Source organism: Nonomuraea sp. NPDC048901, from assembly GCF_040649695.1.
Classification (GTDB): Bacteria; Actinomycetota; Actinomycetes; order Streptosporangiales; family Streptosporangiaceae; genus Nonomuraea.
The window spans coordinates 140,397-159,591 of sequence record NZ_JBEZFW010000013.1 but is presented as its reverse complement, the minus strand read 5'-3'; the positions used below and the strand labels follow the sequence as shown (position 1 = coordinate 159,591).

The window sequence follows — 19,195 nt, the reverse complement described above, 5'->3', positions numbered from 1 at the left end:
CTAGCCGGCCGACTCGGCGACGATCTTCCCGGCCTTGATGAGGCCGATCTGGGTCGCGTGGATGCCCACCCCGGAGTCGTCATAGGCGAAGTCGCCGAGCAGGCCGTCGTGCTTGACCGCGCGGATCGCGTCGGCGAGCGGCCGGCCGCCGGCGCCCTTGGTCTGCTTGAGCGCCTCGATGAGAATCTTGGCTCCGTCGTAGGCCTTGGCGCCGTGCAGTTCGGCGGCCTCGCCGAAGGCGGCCTGGTAGGCGGCCGAGAAGGTCTTGCTGGCCTGGCTCGCGTCGTTGCTGAGGTAGGGCGAGCTGATGACCGAGCCCTCGGCGTTGTCCGCGCCCGCGGTGGTCACGTACACGTCGGTGCCCATGGGGGCGCCGCCCGCCAGGACCGCCTTCAGCCCCAGCTCGCGGGCCTGCTTGGCGATCAGCCCGGACTCGACCTCCTCGGCGCCGACGAACAGGACGTCGGGGTTCTTCTGCCGGATGGCGGTGAGGGAGGCGCTGAAGTCCTTCTGGTCGGGGGTGACGGCCTCGTCGGCGATGGGCGTGATGTTCCTGGTCTTGAGCGCGGCCAGGAACGCGTCGTGCTCGCCCGCGCCGTACGTGCCGTTGTTGCTGATCAGCGCGATCTTCTTGTAGCCCTTGTCGTCGACCAGGTACTTGGCCAAGGTCTCGTCGTAGGTCACGCTGGTCGGCGCGTTGAGGAACAGGAACGGGCTCTTGAGCGCGGCGAGCTTGGGCGACTGTCCCGAGGTGATGTTCGGGATCCCGGCGTCCTTGAGTATGGGCGCCATGGCCAGGGTGACGGCGCTTTCGGCGGTGCCGAGCATGGCGACGTAGCCCTCGCCGGCGATCTTCCTGGCCAGGTTCGTGCCGACCGTGGGGTCGCCCTGGTCGTCGAACAGGTCCAGCTGGATCTGCCGCCCGTTGACGCCGCCGGCCTTGTTGGCCTCGTCGACGGCCAGCTTGACGCCCTTGTTCTCCCATTTGCCGAGCGAGCTGAGCTGGCCGCTCTGGGCGTTGATGTTGGCGACCTTGATGGGTCCGGTGGCGTCGGCCTGCTTGCCGGACTGCTGTCCGGGGGCGGAGCAGGCGGTCAGCGTGACGATGAGCGCTACGGCGGCGATGGGGAATCTCGCGGGAAACACGGTTCACCTCGTTTGGGGGGAGTCCGACATGGCCGTGTAATGCACGAACTAGTACGTTAGTTATACGGCCGGGTGTGACCAGAGGAAATATCGAACGCGCAACGGTTTCAGGCGGGGAAGACGCCCTGGTAGATGTCCTTGATGTTCCAGTGGCCGGGGGTCGGGACGGGCTCGTTGACCATCGGCACGTCGATCACCGCGGGCCGCCGGTCCGCCACCGCCTTGCGCAGCGCCGTACGGAGATCGCCGGGCGTGGCGACCGTGTGCCCGTCGGCCCCGCAGGCCCGCGCGAGGGCGGCGAAGTCCGGGCTGTAGGGCCGTCCGGCGGGATCGGTGAAGTCGCAGCCGTGGCTGCGGCCGAAGTGGGCGGACTGCAGGTCGGAGATCGTGCCGTGCGACCGGTTGTTCATCACCACGAAGATCACCGGCGCGCCCAGCTCGACGGCCAGCGGAACGGCGGGGAGCTGGGCACCCATGCCGCCGTCGCCGATCAGCGCGACCACGGTCCTGCCCGGCTCGGCGAGCTGCGCGCCGACGGCGGCGGCGGGGCCGAAGCCCATGGTGGACGCGCCGCCGGGGGTGATGAACCGGCCCTCGGGCGGCAGTTCGTAGCACTGCGCCACGCCGTTCTTGTTCCAGCCGACGTCGGTGACCAGGATCGTGTCCGGTGGCACCGAGTCGCGCAGGTCGGCCAAGATGCGCTCGGGCCGCAGGGGGAAGTCGTCGCTGCTCCCGCGCTCCCTGCTCGCGCCGAACAGCTCCGACCTGGCCGCGCGGATCCGCTCCCGCAGCACGGGACGGCTCACCCCCGGGTGCGAGGCGGCCGCCGCGGCGATCGCCCTGATCGCCAGCGCGGCGTCGGCGACCGCGCCGATCTCCGCCGGGTAGTTGCGGCCGATCTCGGCCGGGTCGAGGTCGATCTGGAGCAGCCTGCCCTTGTCCCCGAGCGTCCAGGTGAAGCGCGGGTCCCAGGAGCTCGAGTCGGTTTCGGCGAAGCGGGTGCCCAGCGCCAGCACCACGTCGGCCTCCCGGGCGTAGTCGTTGGTGAGCTCCAGCCCCCAGAAGCCGGTCATGCCGAGGACCAGGGGGTGCGCGTCGGGCACGGTCCCCTTGGCCATCAGCGAGTGGGCGATCGGGATGTCGAGGTGCTCGGCCAGGTGGAGCAGCGCCTCGGCGGCGTCGCGCAGGCCGCCGCCCGCGTAGATCAGCGGCCGCTCGGCCCCGGCGAGCGCGGCCGCGATCCGCTCGGCGACGTCCGCCGGCAGGCCGGGCGGTTCGGCGGCGCTGAGGGGCGGGTACGGCTCGGCGGGCCTGGAGAAGACGTCCATGGGCACGTTGACCAGCACCGCGCCCGGCCGTCCTGTCGTCGCCGTCCAGAAGGCGCGCTCCACGGCCCGGCCGAGGTCCTGGGCACGATGCACGTTCCACGCCCGCTTGACGAACGGCCTGAAGACGGCCGCCTGGTCGGCGTCGGCGTGCAGGTTGATCTCCTGGTGCGGGTGCCGCCCGTGGTAGTAGGAGGGGACGTCGCCGGAGATCACCACCATCGGCACCGAGTCGAGCGCCGCGGTCAGCACGCCGGTGGTGGCGTTGGTCAGGCCGGGGCCGACGTGGACGAGCAGCACGCCGGGCTTGCCCGACACGCGGGCGTAGCCGTCGGCGGCGTGCGCGGCGGCCTGCTCGTGCCGGGCGATCACGAACCGGATCCGGCTGTCGGCGAGCGCGTCCAGCACGGCGATGTTGGTGTGGCCACAGGTGCCGAAGACGTGCGTGACACCGAGGTCTTCCAGCTGCGCGACGAGCGCGTGCGCGGAGGTGGTGGTCGTGGAGGTGGTGGTGTCAGAGGTAGCGGTCTCAGGGTGGGTGGTCACTGTTCTCCCCAGATGCTCAGGCCCCGCAGCAGGAGGGTCTTGGTCACGGTGAAGTCCTCGATCATCCAGCGCGGCGACTCGCGGCCGATGCCGGAGTCCTTGACGCCGCCGAAGGGGACGTGGTCGAGGCGGAAGTTCGACGACCCGTTGACCACCAGCCCGCCGACCTCCAGCTCCCGCCACGCCTGGACGATCCGCCGCACATCATGCGTAAATAGTCCGGCTTGGAGGCCGTACCGGCTGCTGTTGCACGCCTCGATGACCTCGTCGAAGCCGTCGTAGGGCAGCACGGCGACGAGCGCGCCGAACACCTCCTCGCGGACCAGCCGGGCATCGGCGGGCGGCGCGGCGACCACGGTCGGCTCCATGACCGCCCCCGACCGGGCGCCGCCGGTCGTGATCGCGGCGCCCTGGCCGGCCGCCTCACCGGCCCAGCGGACCACCCGTTCGGCGGCGTCGTCGTCCACCATCGAGCCGACGTCGGTCGCCGGGTCCAGCGGGTCGCCCACGACCAGGGACTTCACCTCGGCGGTCAGCGCGGCCACGAACTCCTCGAACCTGCCGCGCTGGACGTAGACCCGCTGCACCGAGATGCAACTCTGGCCCGAGTTGCTGTAGCCGGTGCGCGCGCAGACCCGCGCCGCCTCGGCCACGTCGGCGTCCTCGCACACGATCGTGGCGGCGTTGCCGCCGAGCTCCAGCAGCACCCGCTTGGGCCCGGCGGCGCGCGCGACGGCGGCGCCGGCGCTCACACCGCCGGTGAAGCTGACCACGGCGATCTCGGGCGCGGCGCACAGCCGCGCGCCCACGTCGGCGCCGCCGTGCAGCACCTGTACGGCCTCGACCGGCATCCCGGCGTCGAGCAGGATCCGCACCAGCTCCGTCGAGACCGCGGGCGCCTGCGGCGGCGGCTTGACGATCGTGGTGTTGCCCGCGGCGAAGGAGGCCCCGAGCTTGTGCGCCAGCAGGTTCGCCGGGGCGTTGAACGGGGTGATCGCCAGCACGGGACCGGCGGGGGCGCGGCAGGTCAGCGCGGTGTTGCCCACGCCGCGCGCCCAGCCGGCCACCGGCAGCACCTCCCCGCCCAGCGCCCTGGCCTCGGCCGCCGAGACCGACAGCGTGTCGGCCACCCGCAGCACCTCGCCGCGCCCGTCCTTGACCGGCTTGCCGAGCTCGACGGCCAGCAGCCGGGCCAGCTCCTCGCCGCGCGCCGTGACCTCGGCCGCGGCCCGCTCCAGGATCGCGGCCCTGGTCGCCGGGGCCAGCCGCGCCACCGCGCCGGCGGCCGGCCCGGCGTAGGCCAGGGCCCGCGTGATGTCGTCCGGGGTCGCCGTGCGGGCCCGGCTGACCGTCCGGCGCAGGTAGGGGCCGGTCCGCTCGGCCGCCGGGCCGTCTGTCAGCCACGTCCCGGCGACCAGACAGCCCGCTTGATAGATCGCATCCATCTCGACTCCACTAGGTGGTGCATCAGAACCGCACTGTGGACTTGCTCAAAGTATGAGGACATCTCAGTCCGCGCAAGAGGAACCGCGTAGTGGAACGTCTGGACCGTATAATGGACCGAGTGTTAGCGTACGGACCGCATGAGAGGGTGAGCAGGAGTTCACCTTCGACCGACAAGTGAGGACCCGTGCCCGCGAACTTCCCGGCAGAATCCGGCGAGGCCGGTGGCGTGCGCAGCGTTCAGCGAGCGTTCGACATCCTGTCCCTGCTCGGCGAGGACCGGCGGATCCTGACGATCCGCGAGGTCGTCGACGAGACCGGCCTGGCGAAGACGACGGCGCTGCGCCTGCTGCAGACCCTTGAGCACATGGGCCTGCTGTGGGCCACGCCCAAGGGCTACACCGCGGGGCCCGCCCTGTGGCGGTGGGCGCACCTGGCCCGTAGCGCGTGGGAGCTGCCGCCGGAGACCATCAAGCTCATGCGCGACCTGGCGGCCCGGCAGCGGGAGACCGTCAACCTCTACGTCGCCAGGGACGTTCACCGGATCTGCATCGCCCAGCAGGAGAGCCCGCAGCCGCTGCGCCACGTGGTGCGGGTCGGCGACGAGCTGCCCATGTGGGCGGGCGCCTCCTCGAAAGTCCTGCTCAGGGACGCGCCGGCGCGCCTCCTGTCGCGGATCGCCCGCTCCTCCCCGTACGGCGAGGCGCACCTGGAGACGCTGCGGCAGTGGATCGACCAGGCGGCGGACGACGGCCACGCGGTCAGCCACGGCGAGCGCGAGCCCGGCCTGTCCGCCGTCGCGGTGCCCGTCACCGGCGCCACGAAGGCAATCGTGGCGGCGCTCACCCTCAGCGGACCGACCGTGCGCTTCACGGACGAGCGCGTGGCGGAGTTCGTCGCGGACCTGAGCGAGGTGGCGGGGCGGATGTCGGAGCGCGGGTTCGATCATCCACTGACTTGACCGATGGGGAGCCTTAGCGATGGGGAGAGCGTGAATGCAGCAGTTGCCACTGGACGGGGTCAAGGTCGTCGATCTGACCAGCGTGCTCGCCGGACCCTATTGCAGCTACCAGCTGATGCTGTTCGGCGCCGAGGTCGTCAAGGTCGAGCTGCCCGGCAGCGGCGACCTGGCCAGGCGCCTCGGCCCTGACGACGAGCTCAACCGGGACCGGATCGGCGCCTCCTTCCTGGCCCAGAACGCGGGCAAGAAGTCCGTGGAGCTCGACCTGAAGAGCCCGGCGGGGCGGGTGGCCTTCGAGGCGATGGTCACCGGCGCCGACGTCCTGCTGGAGAACTTCCGGGCCGGCGTGCTGGCCAGGCTCGGCTACGACCGCGACCGGCTGCGCGAGCTCAACCCGCGGCTGATCTACTGCGCGATCTCCGGCTTCGGGCAGAGCGGCCCGATGAGCGGGGCCCCCGCCTACGACCAGATCATCCAGGGCCTGTCGGGCATGATGAGCGTCACCGGCACCCCCGAGACGGTGCCGATGCGCGTCGGCTTCCCGGTCTGCGACACGATCGGCGGGCTGATGGCCGCCATGGCGATCTGCGCCGCGCTCGCCGGACGGCACCGCACCGGCCGCGGCAGCTTCCTCGACCTGTCCATGCTGGAGGCCTCGATCTCGGCCATGGGCTGGACCGTGTCCAACTACCTGGTCAGCGGCGTCGAGCCGGAGCCGATGGGTGACCAGAACGCCACCGCCGCGCCGTCCGGCACGTTCGAGACCGCCGACGGGCCGCTCAACATCGCGGCCAATCAGCAGACGCAGTTCGAGACGCTCTGCCGCCTGATCGGCCGCCCCGAGCTGCCGGCCGACCCGCGCTTCGCCCTCCCCGAGGGGCGCAAGGCCCACCGGAAGCCCTTGAACGCCGAGCTCAACGCCGCGCTGCGGGCCAGGACCGCGCTGGAGTGGGAGGAGCTGCTGTCCGGTCACGGCGTGCCCGCCGCACGCGTCCTCACCGTCCCGCAGGCGCTGGCACTCGACCAGCTGCGCCACCGCGGCTTCCTCACCGAGCTGAGCTTCCCCGACGGGACCGATCGCCGCCTGACCGTGACCGGCAACGGCGTGCTCGTGGACGACGAACCACTGCGTCCCCCGGCCTCCCCACCGCGGCTCGGCGCGCACAACGAGGAGTACACCCATGAGTGAGGCGGCCGACTGGTGGGGCACCGCCGTCTCCAGGATCGAGCCGGACGTCATAGAGCTGCGCGGCAGGCCGGTCCAGGAGTTGATCGGCCGGGTGGGGTTCGCGGAGATGGTCTGGCTCATGCTCCGCGGCGACCTGCCCGACCCGCGGCGGGCGGCGCTGCTGGAGGCCGCGCTCGTCTCCTCGGTCGACCACGGCCCGCACGCGCCGTCCATCGCCGTCGCGCGGATGGCGATCACCTGCGGCGTCGGGCTGAACAACGCCGTCGCCACCGGCGTCAACCTGCTGGGGGACGTCCACGGCGGGGCGGGGGAGCAGTGCGTGGAGCTGCTGGAGGAGGCGCTGGCCTGCGGCGACACCGCGGCCACGGTGGCCCGCTGGCGGGCCCGCGACAAATACCTGCCCGGGTTCGGGCACCGCTTCCACTCCCGCGACCCGCGCCGTGATCCGTTGCTCGGGCTGGTGGAGGAGGCCGTGGCGGACGGTGTCGTGCCGGGCGGGCATCTGCGGGCGGCCAAGGACGTCGAGGAGCTGATCAGTCCGGTCCCGATGAACATCGACGGCGCGACCGCCGTCGTCTACGCCGAGCTCGGCTTCCCCGCGCCGCTGGCCAGGGGGCTGTTCGTGCTCGGCCGGAGCGTCGGCATCCTGGCGCACGCCTGGGAGGAGTCGGGGCAGGGGCGGCGCAACAAGGGCCCCCTGCCCCCCTCGATCCGGCCGACTTATCTCGGCCCGCAGACTCCGGGTCCGCAGACTCCGGGTCCGCAAACTTCGGGTCGGTAGACGAACAGGTCAGTAGACGACGATCTTCCCGGTGTTCTGCGGGAAGATCGCGTCGTTGTAGAAGTACTCGCCGGGCGTGGCGAACGTGTGCGTGAACGATTGCCCCGGCATCAGCACACCGCTGTCGAACTCGTACTCGAAGAACGACACGGCGGCGTGCGCGAAGGCGTTGTCCGCCGGATTGACGAACGTGACGGTCGTCCCCTTGGCCACCCGCAGGTGCTGCGGCGACATGGCGTTCTGGGCGACGGTGTTCTCGGCCGGCCCCGGACGCTGGTTCGCCGCGTCCCAGACGCGGCCCAGCGTGACCGTCGTGCCGGCGACGGCGGCGGCCCTGATGTCGTTGCGCTTCTTGGGCGGGACCGGGGCCGCCGCGGGTGCCACCTTGCCGCCGAGCTTGAACGCCCACAGGTGGTCGCCACGCGGGATGTCCGGGTACGGCAGCCCGTTTCCGCCCGCCAGGACCGCGATGTACTGCTCGCCGTCGATCTCGTAGCTGATCGGGCTGGTGTGCACCCCGGCGCCGCACTGGAAGCTCCACAGGATCTTCCCGTCGGTGTCGTCCATCGCGTGCAGCACCCCATCGGGGCCGCCCTGAAACATGACCCGCCCGGCCGTGGTGAGGATGCCGTTGCCGTGCGCGAGCGACCATTCCCTGTCGAGGGTCCACACCGGCTTGTTCGTACGGGGATCGACGGCCGCGATGCCCCCGGCGAAGTACTCGCCCAGCGGGCGCGAGGTGTTGACCCGGCCGTCCCGGCTGTTGGAGAAGCCGGAGTTGATCTGCCCATAGCCGACGTAGATCCAGCCCGTGTGGGGGTTGAACGACAGGTGCGCCCAGTCGGCGCCGCCGCCCGCGCCGGGGAAGATGATGGTCGCCCGATCCCAGTGCGGCGTGTAGAGGCCGCCCCAGGCGTAGAACGGCACCGGCCTGGTCGCCTTGCCGAACTCCGGTGCCTGGGTGATGAACGGCGCGCCGCCGGGGAACGGCTGCGTCGGCGCGGTCTTCTGGCGTAAGTCCTGGGGCACGGGCCGCTCCGTGACTCCATGGACCGGCTCACCGGTGGCCCGGTCGAGGAAGTAGAACATGCCGGCCTTGCTGCCGTAGACGACGACCTTGCGCACGCCGCGGCCGATCCGTACGTCCACCAGCACCGGCGCCATGACGTTGTCCAGGTCCCAGATGTCGTGGTGCACCGACTGGAAGTGCCACTTCCGCTTGCCCGTCTTGGCGTCGATGGCCACGATCGAGTTGGCGAACAGGTTGTCGCCGCCCCTGCCCGAACCGTCCAGCCGGGGGTAGGAGCCGCCGAACGTCCAGTAGACCAGCCCGAGGTCCGGGTCGATCGCGGGATGGATCCACGGCACCGCGCCGCCGGTCTTCCAGGACTCGCCCTCCCAGGTGTCGTTGCCGAACTGGCCCTCGCCGGGACACGCCCAGAACGTCCACGCCACCTCGCCGGTGGCCGCCTTCAGGGCGTAGGCGCGGCCACGGGCGCCGCCGGTGCTGCCCTGCATGCCGACGTAGATCAGGCCGTCCCAGTAGACGACCGCGCCGGCCAGGGTGCCGGTCAGGCCGCCGCACTGCCCGTTCTGGGGGTCGCAGCCGCCGGTGTCGCCGCCGCCCTCGTCCTCGGTGATGAGCCGGCGCTGCCACACCACCTTGCCGGTGTCCTTGGCCAGGGCGTACACGATGTTGGCGCCGGAGGTGGAGAAGACCAGGCCCTCGCCGAGCGCGACCCCGCGCATGTTCGTCTGCTTGGTGCCGAGGTTCGTCTTCCACTTCAGCGCCCCTGTCCGGCCGTCCACGGCGAAGACGTTCTGCTGGGTCGTCTGGACGTACAGGATGCTGTTCTCCGCGACGCAGGTGCTCTGCTGGGGCGCGGCGGTGCTGCCGCCTTCCAGGTTCAGGTGCCAGGCGCCGCCGAGGCGGTCCAGGTTGCGCGCGGTGATCTTCTTGAGCGGCGAGTGGTTGTGGTTGCCGAGGTTGCCGCAGACCTTGGGGAAGTCCTTGCCGGCCGCACCTAAGGCGGCGGACTGCTCCGGTATGGAGGTGTCCGGACGAGCGGGTACGGCGGCCAGTGTCGCGGCCGCGCCGAGGAGGAAGTTGCGTCGTTCCACTGGCACCACGCCTTCTTGTGGTCCACTAGATGGACCTATAGATCCGCTTAACGGACGCACAATAAGCCGGTGCCGCGGTGAAGACAAGACCTTGCCGGGCTTCGGTGCGCTGGCTACGCTGTGGAACGATCGATCCACCTGGTGGACTTCGGAGGTGCCCGTGAGACCCTCTACGCTCGTGACCGCCGCCCTTCTGCTGGCGGTCGCCCTGCCCGCCTCAGCCGCCTCCAACGAGCCCGCGCCCGCCGGCGGCGTGTGCCGGGGCACCGACGCCCGCTGCTACCACGACTGGGGCAACTTCGACCCGGCCAAGGGCTACCGCCTGCTCGTCTACACGCGCACGGCCGGCCCGCGCCACGCCCACCTGGGCACCGTGCTCGGGCCGGGGCTCAACCCGCCGCTCAACGACGACAACGTGGCCGTGAAGGCCGTGCTCAAGCTGGGTCAGGACAACGGCTTCGCGGTCGACTACACCGAGGACGTCACCCAGCTCGCCTCGGCGCAGAGCCTGCTGAAGTACAACGCGGTGATGTTCCTGAGCACGACCAGGGACGCGCTCGACGACGCGGCGCAGACCGCGCTGCGCCAGTACGTCAGGGCGGGCGGCGGCTTCGTCGGCGTGCACAACGCCTTCGGCACCGAGTACAACTGGCCCTGGTACGAAGGGCTGCTCGGCGAGGCCAACTTCTACGACCACGGCCCCGTCCAGCCCGCCACCGTGCGCACGGTCGATCGGCGCGACGCCTCCACCGCGGGGCTGCCGCCGGCCTGGACGTTCAGCGACGAGTGGTACAACCTGGTCCCGGCCCCCACCCGCGTCCGCGTCCTGGCCCAGGTCGACGAGAGCACCATGCTGAAGGGCACCCGCGGCAACCTCGGCCATCCCGGGCACGGCAGGGACCACCCGGTCTCCTGGTGCCAGTACTACGACGGCGGCAGGTCGTGGGTCACCACGCTCGGCCACGAGGTGCAGGCGTGGACCGGCGACCAGCGCTTCCTCGGCCACCTGACCGGCGGCCTGCGGTCGGCGATGGGCATGGCGCCCTTCTGCCGCTGATCACTTCTCTCGCTGAACGCTTCTTTCCGCTGATCACTTCTGGGCGGAGTGGTGCAGGCCGCGCATGGCCAGCACGTAGCCGTGCACGCCGAACCCGACCACGATGCTCCGCGCGACCGGCGAGATGTAGGAGTGGTGCCGGAACGGCTCGCGGGCGTGCACGTTGGAGATGTGCAGCTCCACCACCGGCAGCTCCACGCCCTCGATGGCGTCGTGCAGGGCCACCGACGTGTGCGTGTAGGCGCCGGGATTGAACACCGCGCCCACGCACCGCCCGGCCTTGACCTCGGCCCCGGCCTCGTGGATCCAGTCGATCAGCTGCCCCTCGTGGTTCGACTGCCGGAACCGGAGGTCGAGGCCGAGCCCGGCGGCCTCCTGGCGGCACATCTCCTCGACGTCGGCCAGCGTCGTCGTGCCGTACACCTCCGGCTTGCGGGTGCCGAGCAGGTTGAGGTTCGGGCCGTTGAGAACGTACACGGATGTCACACATGCCTCACTTCGTGATCGTCGCCGCTACACCCGGTGGCGGGCCAGGTGCTCCAGGACCGACTGGTTGGCCTCCCAGCCGTCGGGGAACTTCACCGGCACGCCCAGCCGTACCGGCTCGGCCGACGGATGGGCGTCGAGCAGCTCGGCGATGCCCGCCCTGGCCACCACCACGCACGCGTGCCGGTGCCGCGAGGCCAGCACGCACAGCCGCCCCGACTCCAGGTGGAAGGCGGTGGCGTCCCGGCGGCCCGACAGCGGGTGCAGCACGATCGTCACGTCGTACTCGCGGCCCTGCAGCCGGTTAGCGGTGTCGACGGTGATCTCCGGCGGCAGCCCCGCGGCCCTGATCGCCGCCACCTGGTCGCGGTGCGCCGCGCCGACCGCGATCCGGTCGGCGGTCACCGGCCGTTCGCCCTGCTCGGAGCCCGCCACCGCGCCGCGCTGCAGCAGCCGCTCGGCCAGCAGCGCCACCGCCTGCACGGCCTCGCCGTCGGTGCGCACGGTGTGGCGGTTGGGCAGCTCCAGCAGCGCCCAGCCGGAGCGGGCCGCCTCCTCCAGCGCCCGGTCGTGCACGGTGCCCATGCCGCCGGTGGCCAGCTCCAGCCGCCGCTCGCCGGCCCCGGTGCCCGACCGGAACCCGGTGAACGGGTAGAACGCCTTCGACACCACCGGCGCGGCCGAGGCGGGCAGCCGCCACGACACCGGCAGCCGGTGCACCGGCAGGTCGGGGTTGTGGCGCAGCAGCACCGAGACCGCGCTCTGCAGCGGGTCCCACGACAGGCCGGACCAGCGGTCGCCGTCCACGATCGAGAACGGGTCGAGCTGGCCGGGATCGCCCACGAACAGCGCCCGCTCGAACAGCCCGGCGATGCGCAGCAGCTTGTCCGAGCGCATCTGGTACGCCTCGTCCACGATCGCCCACGGCCAGGTACGGCCGGAGATCCACGCCCACTTGTCCGACGTGGCGATCGTGATGTCGGGGTCGCCGAGATCCTGGATCCGCGTGCCGACCGTGACACCGGTCAGCTCCAGCAGCCGCAGCGGCGGCACGTAGCCGCTCGCCGACAGCCGGCCGACCGTCAGCCGCGGGTGCCGCTCCGAGATCCGCGTCACCAGGTCGTCGACCTGCTCGTTGGTCTGGGCGACGATCATCAGCGGCTCGCCGGTCTCGGCCAGGTGGGCGGCGGCCCGGACGACGAGCGTGGACTTGCCCGCCCCCGGCGGGGAGTCGACCACCACGCCGCGATTCCTGGGCAGGTCGGCGAGCACGTTCCTGATGACCTGCTCCGGACTAATGGCCTGCTCCGGGCTGGCGTCCTCGCCGGTCACGACCACTCCTCGCGGGCGTCCTCGTCGGTGGGGCGGTATTCGCGCGGCGGGCCGCCGTGCGTCCACGGCGTGGCCTCCGCGTCGGGCAGGCTCGGCGCGCCCTGGAAGTCGTCGGTGAGCGAGGTGTAACAGACCCGCTCGCCCACCTCGGGCACCGCCCCCGGAGTGGGCGTCTTGCCCCGGCCCATGCCCTTGGTGATCTTCAGGGTGACCAGGCCGTCGCTCGCCTCGACCAGCTGGGCGCCCTGGCCGCGCCGCTGCGGGGTGCCGAGCGTGGTGCCGGGTGCCAGGCGTACGGGATCGTCGGTCTTGACCACCACGAGCGGGCGCAGCTTGCGCGAGCGGCCCTCGCCCTCGAAGTTCTCCGGCTCGGTCTCCACGACCTCGCCCGCGAACGCCTCGCCGGTCAGCCGGTATTCGGCCATGACCAGCGGGTCGTCGTAGGCGCGCTGCACCTCGTAGGCGGCCTGGGCGCGCTCCATGCGCGCCAGGCGCGCGGCGGCGGCGATCGCGCCGTCATGCCGGGCCTGCGGCGGCGCGCCGTCCTCGATCTGCGCGGCCAGGCCACTGAAGGAGGCGCGGTCCTGCTCCCACCGCTGCGCCACACTGTTGCCCTCGGGCAGGCCGGCGAGCAGGTCGATCGCCTGCCACATGAGCCGCCAGGTGGGTTCGAGCTGGGATCGGAGGGCCTCGGTGACGCGTTCGGCCGAGCCCTTCTCGATCGCCGGCGCCAGCACCTCGGCGTCGAACCCCGGATCGGTGACCGGTCCCGCGGGCGGCCAGATCAGCGGGTCCTCCGCGTCGTCACTGGGTCCCTCGGTGATCCAGGCGAGCAGCGCGGCCAGGTTCGCGTCCTCCAGGCCGCTCTGCCCGCTCGCCCAGTGCCTGCCCAGCTCGTCGGTCGCCGCGATGGTCAGCGACGACCCCGGATATCCGGCCCGCTCGGCGAACCAGGTCAGCCACCTGCCCAGCAGCGGCACCCCCGTGGGCACCGGGTAGGGACCGTCGGCCCGGCGAAATCGGGTGGACCGGCCGAGCAGCCGGGTGAACGCCACGCCCGCCTGGTTCGGCACGATCAGCTGCGGCGCGTCGAGCGCCCGCTCGTAGGGGTCGGCGTTCTTGCGCTCCACCGTCTCCGTCTCGCGCAGAAAGCCCTGGATGTACGGCAGCAGCAACCCGGCCAGCTCGGCGGCCCAGGCGAAGCGCAGATCACGGTTACGCGGCTGGGTGACCACCAGCAGGCGGGGCTCGGCCCGGTCGGTGCCGAGCATGGCGGCCAGCGGCGCGGCGGCCTCACCGGAGAGCTTGAGCGGGATGAACACCATCGGCCGCGCCGACAGATGGCAGTGCCGGACGGTCGCGATGGGCTGCGCGATGCCCTCGTCGAGGGCCCGCAGCCGGGCGAGCGAGGTGAGCAGGCTCACGTCAGGCACTCTCTGCGCAGGCGTTCGGCGTTGCGCAGGAGCCGGGCGATCTCCTCCTGGCCCGGCGCCGGGTCGCGGGTGCCGTCGGCCAGCCCGAGCGCCTCGCTGACGGAGGCCACGCCGCCCAGCTCGTCGCGTACGTTACGGCCGAGCAGGTCGGAAGCACCCTCCTGCCGGGCCTCGTCGCGGCAGAAGAAGCACAGGTCACAGGTCGACAGGCAGTCCGGCGCGTAGCGGGCGTCGGAGCGGCGCAGCGCGTCGGCCAGCTCGGCGGCGGACCGGGTCGGCAGCCCGTCCTCGCCGGGCAGCAGGTCGAACGTGACCTCGTCGGGCAGGACGTCGAGCAGCCGGTCGAGCCCCGTCATCCGGTCGAGCTGGCGTTCCAGGACGGCCAGCTGCTTGCGCACGTCCACCAGCGTCGCGACCGGCCGGTTGGCGAAGTTCTCCGGGCAGACCAGCACGACCTCGTGCGAGACCCGCAGCGGGTCGTGTCCCAGCTCGTCGAGCAGTCTGCGCAGCGCCAGCACGTACACCGCCGCCTGCCGGGCCGCCGCGGCCACCGCGGCCGGGTCCGCCTGCCCGTCGATCACCGCGAACGACTTGATCTCCACGATGTGAAAGCGCCCGCCGAGCTGGAAGGCCACCACGTCCGGCTCCAGGTAGGCGGCGTGCCCGGCGATCTCCAGGGCGAGCAGCGGATGGTCGTAGACCGTCCCCGCGTCGTGCCCTTCGGCCACCGCCCGGTCGAACAGCGCCCGGGTGTGGGCGTGGCGCAGGTGCGCGCCGACGTTCTCCACGTCGTGGTAGGCCACCTCGGCGATCGGCAGGCCGAGCTGCTCCCGCAGCATGCGCAGCAACTCGGCGCAGCCGTCGGCCTTCACCAGCGCCTCGAACACGTTCCCGCGGGTGATCGCGAACGGCGACTGGCCGAACGGCGCGGGAAACCCCAGATGCCGGGCCGCGGCGTCCTTGTCGATCCCGGCGCCGTCCATGAGCGCCCGGCGTGAGCAGCCGGGGTTCGCCGCGAGCGCGGCGATGGCGCGGGCGTCGTGCGGCTTCGGTGGCGTCGTGCCTCGCAGCGCGTCAAGCCGGTTCATCGGCTGCCTCTCGTCTCGCTGTTGCGCGCTCTCACCCAGTGATCCTTTTCTTCGCGACAGTGCTCAGCGTAGCGGCGCCGAACAGCCGCGCTGTGTCACCGAGCTGCGTCGCCGCACGTTCGGCCAGCTCAGCGCGGTCCTGCGTGTCGCGCTCCACGTGCACCGCGAGCTCTGCACGCGCCGCCTCGATGACCCGGCCGGGGTCGGGTGGCCCCAGATCGCCGTCGGCGGCGCCGGGGATGTTGCGCGCCATCCTGGCCAGCAGCCGCGCCCCTCCGGGCTCAATGAGGGCGTCGGTCACCTGCTCGGCCACCGCTATGGCGCAGGTGAGGAAGTCGACGCGGGGGCTGAGCGGGCCGACCATCCGGCGCGCCTGTGGCCACGTACTGGCCGCCAGCAGGCCACGGGCGGGGGAGAGGCGGTCGGTCAGGGCCGCGCACAGGTAGTACGGGCGGCCGTACGGGGAGGACTTGAACGAGCGTTCCTCGTCGCGGCGCAGGCTGGTGAGCTGATTGCTTCTCAGCGTGCCGCCACAGAAGGCCGCGCCCACGGCGACGATCAGCCGTGGCTGGGCGCAGGCGCCCAGCAGGAGGAGACCCTGATGCACCTGCTCGCGCACGGTCACCAGCCGCGGCGCCGGGGGCTCGGGTTCGCTGTCTTTCCGATCATCCGCTGGGGCCGTGCTCACCAGGGCGTCCCAGGTGCGCTCGGCGCCGCGCAGCTCGGCGCGCAGGGTCCTGGCCGTGGCCGTGTCCTTGGCCCGCATGGCCCTGCGCACACCGGCTCGGAGCTCGTCGATCCGCCTCTCGAGATCGTCCAGCCGGTCACTCATGGCGCGAGCGTAGCAAGAGTTCCAGTATTTCCCAGTATTTTCAGGACATCGAGACGTTCGCGTGATCTACATTGTAAAGGGTGCGGGCCTGGTTTCCCGCCAAGCAAGGCTCACGTCACGGCGTACCGGCGATGGCGCATGCTCGGCACGGGGGACGTGCGCAGATGCACTGCATGATCGCGTCGAGAACGTCCTGGTCGTGATACAGGCACCGATCATTGCAGGTGTGGCGCGGAACGAACCCCGCCTGGATCTCGTCGGGCCACGGCTCTTCGCCTTCGCGGCAGCGGACGAACTGTTCGGGGTCCTCCGAGTGCAGGCCGTGCATGCGTTCCCGGGCCTGGGTCTCCAGGGTTCGCGTCTCCGCCACCATGGCCTTGAGTTCGGCGGCGAGGTCGGCGTACCTGTCATCGCCGGTTCGTACGTGCGCGGCCCGCAGCGCCATCACCGCATTGCCCAGGAATCGGCCGGCGTCCTGGAGGTCTGTGGTGTGATGCAGTTGGATGCCGGTCACGCTTCGGACCCACACGGCGTCGTTGTTCATTGATCAATCCTTCGGAGTGGCAGGCGCACCCACCCGTTTGGGAATTGCCCTAGGTCGGGAGGCATGTCAGGGGTTTGTGCGACTACACCTGAGGATAACCATCTGTTTGCGCAAGTTTCGGGCTAGGGCTGCGGGGTTGACCGTTGGCGGAGTGACGGCGGCGGTCGAACAGCCTTTGCGCGGGGTGTGTCGAAATGGCGGCAAGCCTGGCGTGGAAGGGGGATCGCTCCATTGGAGCGCACTCTGGCGCGGTAAACGACTTATGGGGATAAATAGGGGAAGATATTACCCGGCGCCGAGCGCCGGGCGGGCCGTGATCGCGATGGCCACCGCGCGATCCGTGTTCCTCTCTCCCACGACAGGTCGTCGATGCGCGGTGGCCGTTCTCGTTCTCAGGCGCCGCTCGACCAGGAAGATCACTTCCAGGGTCGTCATACGCGTCATGCCGTGGCGGTCAGCTCGTCACGGCGCACTGTCCGCGCTCCTTCCTGACAGGTCCTTCGGCATTCGGGCGTACGTCGAAGTCGAAGATCGCGGTGGGCAGGTAGAGCGAGCAGCAGGCGTTGGGAATGTCGACGATCCCGCTGATTCGCCCTTCGATCGGAGCCGAGCCGAGGATCAGGTAGGCCTGTTCGCCGGTGTAGCCCCACTTCTTGAGATACTCGACGGCATTGAGGCATGCCCTGCGGTAGGCCACCGTCGCGTCGAGGTAATAGTTGGTGTCGGTGTCATGGTCCACCGAGATCCCGATGAACGACATGAACTCGGAGTAGCGCGGCTCGACGTTTCCGGGCAGGAAGACCGGGTTGGTGGAGACACCGTACTTCTCCATGCCGCCCTTGATGAGGTCGACGTGGAAGTCGATGAAACCGCCCATCTCGATCGCGCCGCAGAAGGTAATCTCGCCGTCGCCCTGGCTGAAGTGCAGGTCACCTCCGGAAAGTTTCGCATCCTTCACCTGGACCGGGTAGAAGACCCGGGCTCCGCGGGTGAAGTTCTTGATGTCGTGATTGCCGCCGTTCTCCCTCGCCGGCACGGTACGGGCGCCCTCCTCGGCGATCCGCCGCGCCACATCGCCGCTCGCCGTACCGGCGATGGCGTTGTCGGCCAGCGGTGGCAGGCCGAGCGGTGGGACCCGTTGCGGATCGGTGTCGATGAGCGCCTGCTCCCTGCGGTTCCAGGAGGCGAGCAGCTCGGCTGACGGCGCGGTGCCGAACAGCCCTGGGTGGGTGATGCCGGTGAACCGGACACCTGGCAGGTGCCGGGATGTGGCCACCTGGCCGTGGAAGTCCCAGATCGCCTTGTAGGCGTCGGGGAAGTAGTCGGTCAGGAATCCGCCGCCGTTCGCTTTGGCGAACACGCCGGTGTAGCCCCATCCCTGTCCCGGTGCCTGCCCGACCTGCTGGGGAACCGCGCCGAGGTCGAGGATGTCGAGGACCAGGAGATCGCCCGGCTCGGCTCCGTCCACCCCGATGGGCCCGCTCAGCACGTGCGCGACGGTCAGGTCGACGTCCCGCACGTCGTTCGCGGAATCGTTGTTGCCTATCTGGGCGTCGGTCCATTCCCTGCATTCGACTCGGAACTCATCTCCGGGGCGGACCATCTCGGCCACCGGAACATCCGGGTGCCATCGATTGTGTCCCGGGATTTTCTGGTCGCGCATTGACCTCGATTGATCGATGCTGAATACGACGTTCGGCATGATGAATGCCTTTCTTGAATACGGATGCCGTCAGGCATGAAACGCATCGACCACCTCCTTGCAGGCGTCGCGGGTCTTCTCGTCAGGTCCACCGAGGGCGATGTGTCCGGTCGCCGGCGCCCATCGCATCGGCCGGTGCCGCCGCCGTGGGTTCACGTCCACGGGTCAACGGCCACAGTCCGATGAAGACCACCACGCCGAACACGGCGAGGATGAAGGCGATGAGGTTGGTGTTCCGCCAGTAGCCCGTCAGGATCATGAACGCGGGGATCGCCGCCGTGACCCACCCCTGGATCGCCGTCACCCAGCCCGTGTACCTGGTGATCTGCTCGTGTTTCAAACCCAGCAGCACGAAGAAGAGGAACCACAGGTAACTCCAGTAGAGCCAGATGACGCCGAACGCCGGATCGCCCAGGAGCCGGAAGTTCGCGTAGGAGTATCCGAGCGCCATGATGGCCACGAACAGCGAGAAGTAGCCGACTCCCGTGGAGTCGAAACCGCCCAGCAGGTTGATCCCGACGTACAGGTAGGTGAAACCGAACAGATAGATCCCGGACGCGCCGAGGACCTGGGCCGGGTCCCCGGGATTGAGGATGATCAGCACAGTGGGCGTGATCACCTGCAGGGTGCCGACGAAGAGATTGAAGATCGCCGCCGCGCGTGGATCGATCTTCTTCAGCAGCATCATCCCGTTGATGAAGAGCACCGCGCCGACGTAGAGAAGTCCGACGGCTCCCATGAGCGACGCACCTCCTGGTGTTGTCGTGTGGCGGCATCACTCACGCCGGGCGGCCTGTCACCGCCTCCGGACCGGCGGAGCCGCGTGTGTGAGCGGTTCACACGCACGCGCCGCGTTGTTTGTGTTGATCAAGGTTTGTGTTGATCAAGGCCGAGGCAGGCGTGGCAGCGCCGGGTGCGGCGGCGGTTCGCGCCGCTTGTGAGGCACGCTCGTGACCACCTCGGGTGCTTCCCGGCTCTGCTCCTCGCGGGTGAGCGCGGCATTGACTACTGAAGGCACCCGGCTGAGGTACGGCGAGGAGAAGACTCGACGGGAGGGGCGGTGGCACGCGGGGCATTCGCGGGCCGCCGCGGCGGTCCCGATCGGTAGATGCACGTCGAATCGTCCGCAGTCGGGGCAGCGATACTCATACGTCGCCATAGGCATTCCTCCGCAGAGATCCGACTCGATCTTCTCCGGCCCTCGGCGCC

Annotated in this window: 18 protein-coding genes; 4 read left to right on the top strand and 14 right to left on the bottom strand. The window is 70.6% G+C overall.

The features are described from left to right. The 3 genes from AB0C30_RS37960 to AB0C30_RS37950 form a co-directional block, all read right to left on the bottom strand. The gene (locus tag AB0C30_RS37960) at nt 1-1,146 is read right to left on the bottom strand and encodes an ABC transporter substrate-binding protein (protein WP_357953124.1); all 1,146 of its coding nucleotides are present in this window, start codon (nt 1,144-1,146) and stop codon (nt 1-3) included. 107 nt (nt 1,147-1,253) lie between these two features. Next, nucleotides 1,254-3,017 (bottom strand): thiamine pyrophosphate-binding protein, encoded by a 1,764-nt coding sequence (locus tag AB0C30_RS37955; RefSeq protein WP_357953122.1) that lies wholly within the window; start codon nt 3,015-3,017, stop codon nt 1,254-1,256. Beyond that, a complete protein-coding gene (locus AB0C30_RS37950; RefSeq protein WP_357953121.1) occupies nt 3,014-4,462 on the bottom strand; it encodes an aldehyde dehydrogenase family protein in 1,449 nt (482 codons plus the stop codon). The genes AB0C30_RS37955 and AB0C30_RS37950 overlap by 4 nt, the downstream gene beginning before the upstream one ends. 185 nt (nt 4,463-4,647) lie before the next feature. Here AB0C30_RS37950 and AB0C30_RS37945 point away from each other — a divergent pair, with 185 nt between their 5' ends. Genes AB0C30_RS37945 through AB0C30_RS37935 form a run of 3 tightly spaced genes read left to right on the top strand, consistent with a single transcriptional unit; the run spans nt 4,648 to nt 7,391 of the window. Further along, nucleotides 4,648-5,421: an IclR family transcriptional regulator gene (locus tag AB0C30_RS37945; protein WP_357953119.1), complete on the top strand. Its 774-nt coding sequence runs from the start codon at nt 4,648-4,650 to the stop codon at nt 5,419-5,421. 34 nt (nt 5,422-5,455) lie between these two features. Further along, nucleotides 5,456-6,610 carry a CoA transferase gene (locus AB0C30_RS37940; RefSeq protein WP_357953117.1) on the top strand — a complete coding sequence of 385 codons (1,155 nt, stop codon included), beginning with the start codon at nt 5,456-5,458 and terminating at the stop codon, nt 6,608-6,610. Next, on the top strand, nt 6,603-7,391 hold the full coding sequence (locus tag AB0C30_RS37935; RefSeq protein ID WP_357953115.1) for a citryl-CoA lyase: 789 nt from the start codon (nt 6,603-6,605) through the stop codon (nt 7,389-7,391). The genes AB0C30_RS37940 and AB0C30_RS37935 overlap by 8 nt, the downstream gene beginning before the upstream one ends. Before the next feature lie 9 nt (nt 7,392-7,400). Here AB0C30_RS37935 and AB0C30_RS37930 read toward each other — a convergent pair whose 3' ends face one another. Continuing rightward, on the bottom strand, nt 7,401-9,518 hold the full coding sequence (locus AB0C30_RS37930) for a PQQ-binding-like beta-propeller repeat protein (RefSeq protein ID WP_357953113.1): 2,118 nt from the start codon (nt 9,516-9,518) through the stop codon (nt 7,401-7,403). A gap of 172 nt (nt 9,519-9,690) precedes the next feature. Here AB0C30_RS37930 and AB0C30_RS37925 point away from each other — a divergent pair, with 172 nt between their 5' ends. Continuing rightward, the gene (locus AB0C30_RS37925; protein WP_357953111.1) at nt 9,691-10,569 is read left to right on the top strand and encodes a ThuA domain-containing protein; all 879 of its coding nucleotides are present in this window, start codon (nt 9,691-9,693) and stop codon (nt 10,567-10,569) included. A 33-nt stretch (nt 10,570-10,602) separates the two neighbouring features. Here the strand turns inward: AB0C30_RS37925 and aroQ are convergent, their stop codons facing one another. The 10 genes from aroQ to AB0C30_RS37875 all read right to left on the bottom strand — a co-directional run bounded on the left by aroQ (nt 10,603) and on the right by AB0C30_RS37875 (nt 19,145). Continuing rightward, a complete protein-coding gene (aroQ, locus tag AB0C30_RS37920; RefSeq protein ID WP_357953110.1) occupies nt 10,603-11,055 on the bottom strand; it encodes a type II 3-dehydroquinate dehydratase in 453 nt (150 codons plus the stop codon). Between the two features lie 27 nt (nt 11,056-11,082). Further along, nucleotides 11,083-12,387: an AAA family ATPase gene (locus tag AB0C30_RS37915; protein ID WP_357953108.1), complete on the bottom strand. Its 1,305-nt coding sequence runs from the start codon at nt 12,385-12,387 to the stop codon at nt 11,083-11,085. Continuing rightward, entirely contained in the window at nt 12,384-13,811 is a 1,428-nt protein-coding gene (locus AB0C30_RS37910; protein ID WP_357953106.1) for a hypothetical protein, read from the bottom strand. The genes AB0C30_RS37915 and AB0C30_RS37910 overlap by 4 nt, the downstream gene beginning before the upstream one ends. Continuing rightward, nucleotides 13,808-14,908 (bottom strand): hypothetical protein, encoded by a 1,101-nt coding sequence (locus AB0C30_RS37905; protein ID WP_357953104.1) that lies wholly within the window; start codon nt 14,906-14,908, stop codon nt 13,808-13,810. Before AB0C30_RS37905 ends, AB0C30_RS37910 begins: the two co-directional genes overlap by 4 nt. A 31-nt stretch (nt 14,909-14,939) precedes the next feature. Next, nucleotides 14,940-15,740 carry a hypothetical protein gene (locus tag AB0C30_RS37900; RefSeq protein WP_357953103.1) on the bottom strand — a complete coding sequence of 267 codons (801 nt, stop codon included), beginning with the start codon at nt 15,738-15,740 and terminating at the stop codon, nt 14,940-14,942. 115 nt (nt 15,741-15,855) lie between these two features. Beyond that, nucleotides 15,856-16,284, bottom strand: a complete 429-nt coding sequence (locus AB0C30_RS37895) for a hypothetical protein (RefSeq protein ID WP_357953101.1) — start codon at nt 16,282-16,284, stop codon at nt 15,856-15,858. A gap of 285 nt (nt 16,285-16,569) precedes the next feature. Next, complete coding sequence (locus AB0C30_RS37890) at nt 16,570-16,719, bottom strand: hypothetical protein (protein ID WP_357953100.1); 150 nt, start codon at nt 16,717-16,719, stop codon at nt 16,570-16,572. A 19-nt stretch (nt 16,720-16,738) separates the two neighbouring features. After that, nucleotides 16,739-17,986: a formamidase gene (gene fmdA, locus AB0C30_RS37885; protein WP_357953098.1), complete on the bottom strand. Its 1,248-nt coding sequence runs from the start codon at nt 17,984-17,986 to the stop codon at nt 16,739-16,741. Between the two features lie 82 nt (nt 17,987-18,068). Next, the gene (locus tag AB0C30_RS37880) at nt 18,069-18,725 is read right to left on the bottom strand and encodes an AmiS/UreI family transporter (RefSeq protein ID WP_357953096.1); all 657 of its coding nucleotides are present in this window, start codon (nt 18,723-18,725) and stop codon (nt 18,069-18,071) included. A 144-nt stretch (nt 18,726-18,869) separates the two neighbouring features. Further along, nucleotides 18,870-19,145 carry a zinc ribbon domain-containing protein gene (locus AB0C30_RS37875; RefSeq protein WP_357953094.1) on the bottom strand — a complete coding sequence of 92 codons (276 nt, stop codon included), beginning with the start codon at nt 19,143-19,145 and terminating at the stop codon, nt 18,870-18,872. Between the last annotated feature and the right edge of the window lie 50 nt (nt 19,146-19,195).

Coding starts and splice junctions, on each gene's coding strand:
- AB0C30_RS37880 (WP_357953096.1), bottom strand. CDS start 18,725: ATGGGAGCCGTCGGACTTCTCTACGTCGGCGCGGTGCTCTTCATCAAC.
- AB0C30_RS37895 (WP_357953101.1), bottom strand. CDS start 16,284: ATGAACAACGACGCCGTGTGGGTCCGAAGCGTGACCGGCATCCAACTG.
- AB0C30_RS37940 (WP_357953117.1), top strand. CDS start 5,456: ATGCAGCAGTTGCCACTGGACGGGGTCAAGGTCGTCGATCTGACCAGC.
- fmdA (WP_357953098.1), bottom strand. CDS start 17,986: ATGCCGAACGTCGTATTCAGCATCGATCAATCGAGGTCAATGCGCGAC.
- AB0C30_RS37905 (WP_357953104.1), bottom strand. CDS start 14,908: ATGAACCGGCTTGACGCGCTGCGAGGCACGACGCCACCGAAGCCGCAC.
- AB0C30_RS37900 (WP_357953103.1), bottom strand. CDS start 15,740: ATGAGTGACCGGCTGGACGATCTCGAGAGGCGGATCGACGAGCTCCGA.
- AB0C30_RS37950 (WP_357953121.1), bottom strand. CDS start 4,462: ATGGATGCGATCTATCAAGCGGGCTGTCTGGTCGCCGGGACGTGGCTG.
- AB0C30_RS37935 (WP_357953115.1), top strand. CDS start 6,603: ATGAGTGAGGCGGCCGACTGGTGGGGCACCGCCGTCTCCAGGATCGAG.
- AB0C30_RS37875 (WP_357953094.1), bottom strand. CDS start 19,145: ATGGCGACGTATGAGTATCGCTGCCCCGACTGCGGACGATTCGACGTG.
- AB0C30_RS37890 (WP_357953100.1), bottom strand. CDS start 16,719: ATGACGACCCTGGAAGTGATCTTCCTGGTCGAGCGGCGCCTGAGAACG.